Source organism: Dellaglioa sp. CoH-55-MRSF-7 (genome assembly GCF_056782235.1).
The window spans coordinates 1-396 of the sequence record NZ_JBXAYI010000080.1; the positions used below are offsets into that span (position 1 = coordinate 1).

At 54.5% G+C, this 396-nt stretch carries 1 protein-coding gene; it reads right to left on the reverse strand.

Features of this window, described 5'->3' with window-relative positions:
* A partial coding sequence (locus tag AC1RPU_RS07950) for a hypothetical protein (protein ID WP_481769637.1) occupies nucleotides 1-181 on the reverse strand: 181 nt, incomplete at its 3' end.
* Nucleotides 182-396: the final 215 nt, after the last annotated feature.

The following is a 396-nucleotide window of genomic DNA, read 5'->3' on the forward strand; positions in this document are numbered from 1 at the left end:
GCTGCGGATGCTCCGCTGAACTGGAGAGACTGGCATGAGCGCGGGGAACGCAGTGTTTGTGCATGACGAGGCGCACCGTGAGCTGGGTGTTGCGATGGCTGATTTTATGCGAGCCCAGATGAATCGATCCGGATTCGTTCGCCATTTTTTCGCGTGGTGCGATTTTGACAAGACCAATCACACGTGCCCGGAGTACTCGCGAGCAGAATGGGAAGTGGCGCGTCGCATCATCAATCGCGCTAAGAAGCGTCGAGCCCTGACCGCGAAGCCTTACAAGGAAAACCTGCGCATGATCTTGCGTGAAATTCGGAGAACGAATTACCAATGAAAGTGACACGAATCTCAGTAAACCTGAGCAAGACGGTTCAGGCCGTTACCTACGAGCCTGTTTCGGTC